Source organism: Sutterella parvirubra YIT 11816 (genome assembly GCF_000250875.1).
In the GTDB taxonomy this organism is placed as follows: domain Bacteria; phylum Pseudomonadota; class Gammaproteobacteria; order Burkholderiales; family Burkholderiaceae_F; genus Sutterella; species Sutterella parvirubra.
On the sequence record NZ_JH605011.1, the window covers coordinates 46,099 to 51,220 of the forward strand.

The following is a 5,122-nucleotide window of genomic DNA, read 5'->3' on the forward strand; positions in this document are numbered from 1 at the left end:
CGGGCCGCGCCACCGCGGAGCTTCTCGTCGACCCGCCGGTCGACCCCTTGGAGCGGGCGCTCCTTGCGCCCTCAATGAGCCCCTACGACAAGCTCTTCCTGGAGGCGCGCGACGCGTACCAGCGCGGCGACGCGGACGACCTCCTCATCTACCGGAAGATCTTCGTCGGGCACCCATTGGAGGGCTACCTCGAATTCTGGGCCCTCGCCTTGGCGCTCAAGGCCGAACCCGACGCCCCCGACACCAACATGGCGATGCAGAGCTTCATCGAGCGGCATCAGGGGGAATATCTGGGCGAGACCGCCGCGGCGCACTACCTGCGCGAAGTGGGCGGGAGGCTGAACCCCCTCCTCTTCGACGCGATCGACCAAAAGCTCGTCTGGAATGCGGACGACGCGGTGATCACCGCCTGGCGTCTGCGCTACCGGTTGGCTTCAGCCGAGCGCGGCGTTCGGCAGAAGGCGCTCACCGACGCGAAGATCCACTACCGCGACGGGAACGTCCTGACGCCCGCCATCCGCGAGTTGGGCGACGACATCGTCGCCCGTGACCGCAGCTGGGCCTGGGACCGCGTGATCATCCTTCTGCAGAAGGGCCGCTGGGACGAGGTGAAGCGCGCGCTCCCGTACGTGCCGCGCCCGGAACTCCCGGCCTCGATCGAGACGCTGAACGACATCCTTGAGCGCCCCACCGTGTGGTTCAACCGCACGGAAGCCGACGGGCGCCGCATTTCGGCGCGCCTTGCGGTCTTCGCGGCGCTGCGCCTCGCGCGCACGCAGCCCGAAATGGCCGAGAAGACGGTGCTCAAAGTCGAAGCGCGCTTGAGCGCCTTCTGGCGCGCGCTCCTTTGGAGCCGCATCGGCTACCACGCGGTCGTGAGCCTCAATCCGGACGCGCCCCGTTGGTACGCCCGCGCGGACCGCGGGGGGCTGCGCCTCAATCCCCTTCTCGTCGTCGACCGCGACGGGCTCGCCGCCTGGGAAGCCCGCGCGGCGCTTCGCGCGGGGAACTTCTACACGCTGGGCGGGATCATCGACCGGATGCCGGAGCACCTCCGGCGCACGGAAATCTGGACCTACTGGCGCGCCCGCTCGTACCTCGCGCGGGGGCTTCGCGATCAGGCGGAACCGCTTCTTCGCCGCATCGCCGGGAACACGACCTTCTACGGGAAGTTGGCCTCGGACGCCCTCGGCATCCCCTATGCGTTGGAGCGCGTGCGCGCGAAGACGCCGACCCCCGAAGAGCTGGCCCGCTGGGACGACCATCCGTCCTTGGAACGCGCGATCCTCTTCTACCGCATGCACCTCTACTGGGACGGGCACCGCGAGTGGAACTGGGCGATGCGCGGCATCAAGGGCCGCGACTACGTGATCCTCGCCGACTGGGCCGGGAGCCGCATGCTCGTGCACCGCATGATCAACACGAGCCTGCGCTCCGGGGATGAATCCTTGATCGAGCAGCGCTTCCCGACGCCGCACAAGACCTTGGTCGAGCGCGTGAGTTCGGCGCAGCAGATCCCGATGAGCTGGGTCTACGGGTTGATCCGCCAGGAGTCCCGCTTCATCCCGGCGGTGAAGAGTTCCGTCGGCGCCCAGGGCCTCATGCAGGTGATGCCCGCCACCGCCGCCTGGATCGCCAACCGCATCGGCATCGAAGACTACCGCGATGAAAAGCTCACCGACCTCGAAATGAACCTCGTCTTGGGGACCGCGTACCTGCGCATGCTCTACGCGGAGCTCGACCAGAGCTTCGTGCTCGCCACCGCGGCCTACAATGCGGGGCCGGCGCGTGCGCGCGTGTGGCGCGCCACGCTGAAGGATCCGATGGAGGCGGCCGTCTTCATCGAGACGATTCCGTTCCATGAAACCCGCGACTACGTGAAGAACGTGCTCGCCAACATGCAGACCTATTCCATGCGGACCGACCAGCCCGTGAAGAGCTTCACGAGGCTTCTGGGCCGCGTGCTCCCGGCCTCCGCATCCAAATCCGAACTCCCATGAAGTGCCACATCGTCGGCGGCTGGGTCCGCGACCGTCTCCTCGAAGAAGAAGGCTTCCCCGTGCGTCCCAAGGACCGCGACTGGGTCGTTCTGGGCGAGACGCCCGAGGCGATGGTGCGCCGCGGGTTCAAGCCCGTGGGCGGCGACTTTCCGGTCTTCCTTCACCCGAAGACCCATGAGGAGTACGCGCTCGCGCGCACGGAGCGCAAAACCGCGCCCGGCTACCACGGGTTCGTCTTTCACGCCGCGCCCGACGTGACGCTCGAAGACGACCTCCGTCGGCGCGATCTCACGATCAACGCGATCGCGATGGATGCGGACGGGAACCTCACCGACCCCTACGGCGGCGCCGCTGATTTGCGAGCTCGCGTGCTCCGGCACGTGAGCGAAGCGTTTGCCGAGGACCCGGTGCGCATTCTCCGGTGCGCGCGCTTTGCGGCGCGCTTCCCGGAATTCACGGTGGCCCCCGAGACGATGGCGCTCATGCGCGGCATGGTCGACGCGGGGGAAGCCGACGCGCTCGTTCCCGAGCGCGTGCAGGCGGAATTTCAAAAGGGGCTCGAAACGAAGGCCCCCGAGCGGATGTTCGAGGTGCTCCTCGAGTGCGGCTTCTGGGCGAGGCTCTACGCCGACGTTCCGATGGAGGCGCCCATCCGGCGCGCCGTGGGCGACGTCGCCCGTGCGGGCCACCCGATGGCTGCGCGGCTCGCGGCGATGACGTTGGGGATGAGTTCGGGCGATGCGGCGAAGGCGTTCCTGAAGGCGCTCCGCAGCCCCGTCGACGCGATGGAATACGCGCTCACCCTGCACGCCGTGCGCCCGCTTCTCACCGCGCCGGCGACGCTCGTGAACCTTCGCGACTTCATGGTGCGCGCGGATGCGCTTCGTCGCCCCGAGCGCGCCGAAGACCTGATCCGGTTCGCGAAGCACCTCCCCGAGGCCGAAGGGGATCTGAAGGAAGATCTGCGCATGAAGGCGCTCGCTGCCTGGCGCTCGGTCGATGCGGGCGCCGTCGCCCACGCGCAGACGGACCCGAAGGCCATTCCCGGTGCGGTGCTCGAAGCCCGCACGGAAGCCCTCAGGGCCGTGCTCTGAGGAAAGAGATCAGATCAGCTTCCCGATCAGCACGATCGCGGCGAGCAGCAGAATCGTGCTCATGAAGGGGAGCTCCACGCGTCGGCCGAAGACGGTGAAGCTGAGGTCGCCGGGCAACCGACCGATCCCGAAACGCGAGAGCGTCGGGAGCGTCGTCAGCAGCACGACGAGAAGCACGAAGATGGCAAGAATCCAGCGCATAAAGGAACTTGAGTTTTCCGGTTTGCCCGACATTCTACGCGGCTAGAATGAGAATTCTTTCCCATCCAAGCCCCCTTTCGTGATGTCGCCCTCCGACGAAATCCGCCTCGGCTGCCGACGCATTCTGCTTCGCGGCCTCACCCTTCCCTGCGCCATCGGCGCGTACGAACGTGAACGCGGCCGCCTGCAGAAGGTCGCCTTTGAAGCGGACGTCTGGGTTCGCCGTCCCGAAAACGCCCGTGAGGACGTCCTCGACGACGTCCTCAACTACGACCTCATCGTGGAGGCGATCCGCAATGAAGCCGCCCGCGGCCACGTCGACCTGCAGGAAACGTTGGTCGAGCGGATCGCCCGGCACCTCGCCGCGCTTCCCGCGGTGGAGCTCGTTCGGGTGCAGAGCACGAAGCTCGAAGCCTATCCCGACGCCCGAATCGGCGTCGAAACCTGGCGCCGCGGCGACGCCGCGCGCCTTCGCTGAGAAACATCCCCGCCCCATCATGACCGAGAAGAACGTCATCCCCATCCGACCCCAAGCCGAGCCCGTCTTCCGCTCGGACATCCCCGAAGGCCGCCTCATGGGTCTCTCGGAGCGCAACCAGCTCTCCTTCTCCCAGCGCAAGCTCGAAAAACGCATCGTGCGCCTCACCGCCCAGGCGATCACGGACTTCAAGATGATTGAAGAAGGCGACAAGGTGATGGTCGCGATGAGCGGCGGCAAGGACAGCTACGTGCTTCTGGACGCGCTGCGCATCCTGCGCGAGCGCGCTCCGATTTCGTTCGAACTCGTTGCGGTGAACGTCGACCAGCACATCCCGCAGTTCCCGCGCGAAGCGTTGGAGCGGCACCTCGCCTCGACCGGCGTCCCGTACCACATCGAGGATCAGGACACCTACAGCATCATTCAGCGCCTCATCCCCGAAGGGAAGAACGTCTGCTCGCTCTGCGCGCGCCTTCGCCGCGGGATTCTCTACCGCGTCGCGAGCGAGATGGGCTGCAACAAGATCGCGCTCGGGCACCATATGGACGACATCGTCGGCACGCTGATGCTCAACCTCTTCTACGGCGGCCGCATGAAGGCCATGCCGCCGATTCTGCGCAGCGACGACAAGAAGAACGTCGTCATCCGCCCGCTCGCCTACGTGCGCGAATACGAGACGGAAAAGTACGCCAAGGCGAAGGGCTATCCGCTGGCGGCCAAGGGGATCTGCGGCGCCGGCGAGAATCTCAAGCGCCAGGAAATCAAGGAGCTCATCCGCTCGTGGGACCGTGAATTCCCGGGCCGCATCTACAACATGTTCATGAGCCTGCAGCGCGTTTCGCCCTCGCATCTGATGGACAAGTCGCTCTACGACTTCGAGCGGTTCGAACCGCGTCTGCCGGCGACGGCCGACGCGGCGGAAACTCCCGGGGATGAGGACTGAAGCGGCCGCTCAATCCCTTACAATCAACCTCGTTCCTGAACTCGAAGGAGCCGCACGGATGCGGCTCCTCTTCAACGAAGACACCATGCGCACCCGTTCTCTCAAAGTTATCGATATGGCCGTCCACGAGGTCGCCACCATCAGCGCCGACTGCACCATCACCGAGTGCGCGCTGCGCATGCGCCTCGACCACGTCGGCAGCCTCGTCGTCACGGACGCAACCGCCCGCCCGATCGGCATGATCACCGACCGCGACATCGCGATCGAAGTCGTCGCCCGCGGCAAGAACCCCGACGAGTCGAAGGTCTCCGACATCATGACGAAGCCCGTCGTGACGGCGACCCCCAACGAAGGCATGGTGACCGCGCTCGCGCGCATGCGTGAGTTCGGCATCCGCCGTCTTCCG

6 protein-coding genes are annotated in these 5,122 nt (G+C 66.4%); 5 read left to right on the forward strand and 1 reads right to left on the reverse strand.

Annotated features, from left to right (window positions below):
- Nucleotides 1-2,000: lytic transglycosylase domain-containing protein (locus HMPREF9440_RS08935; RefSeq protein ID WP_008543481.1), on the forward strand; the 2,000-nt coding region annotated here is incomplete at its 5' end.
- The gene (locus HMPREF9440_RS08940; RefSeq protein WP_008543482.1) at nucleotides 1,997-3,094 is read left to right on the forward strand and encodes a tRNA nucleotidyltransferase/poly(A) polymerase-related protein; all 1,098 of its coding nucleotides are present in this window, start codon (nucleotides 1,997-1,999) and stop codon (nucleotides 3,092-3,094) included. The genes HMPREF9440_RS08935 and HMPREF9440_RS08940, both read left to right, overlap by 4 nt.
- A gap of 9 nt (nucleotides 3,095-3,103) precedes the next feature.
- Here HMPREF9440_RS08940 and HMPREF9440_RS08945 read toward each other — a convergent pair whose 3' ends face one another.
- Entirely contained in the window at nucleotides 3,104-3,295 is a 192-nt protein-coding gene (locus HMPREF9440_RS08945) for a DUF2905 family protein (protein WP_008543483.1), read from the reverse strand.
- Between the two features lie 82 nt (nucleotides 3,296-3,377).
- Here HMPREF9440_RS08945 and HMPREF9440_RS08950 point away from each other — a divergent pair, with 82 nt between their 5' ends.
- The 3 genes from HMPREF9440_RS08950 to HMPREF9440_RS08960 form a co-directional block, all read left to right on the forward strand.
- Nucleotides 3,378-3,773: a dihydroneopterin aldolase gene (locus HMPREF9440_RS08950; protein ID WP_008543484.1), complete on the forward strand. Its 396-nt coding sequence runs from the start codon at nucleotides 3,378-3,380 to the stop codon at nucleotides 3,771-3,773.
- Nucleotides 3,774-3,792: 19 nt separating this feature from the next.
- The gene (ttcA, locus tag HMPREF9440_RS08955; RefSeq protein ID WP_008543485.1) at nucleotides 3,793-4,716 is read left to right on the forward strand and encodes a tRNA 2-thiocytidine(32) synthetase TtcA; all 924 of its coding nucleotides are present in this window, start codon (nucleotides 3,793-3,795) and stop codon (nucleotides 4,714-4,716) included.
- A gap of 85 nt (nucleotides 4,717-4,801) precedes the next feature.
- On the forward strand, nucleotides 4,802-5,122 hold a 321-nt coding region (locus tag HMPREF9440_RS08960), incomplete at its 3' end, for a CBS domain-containing protein (protein WP_040765471.1).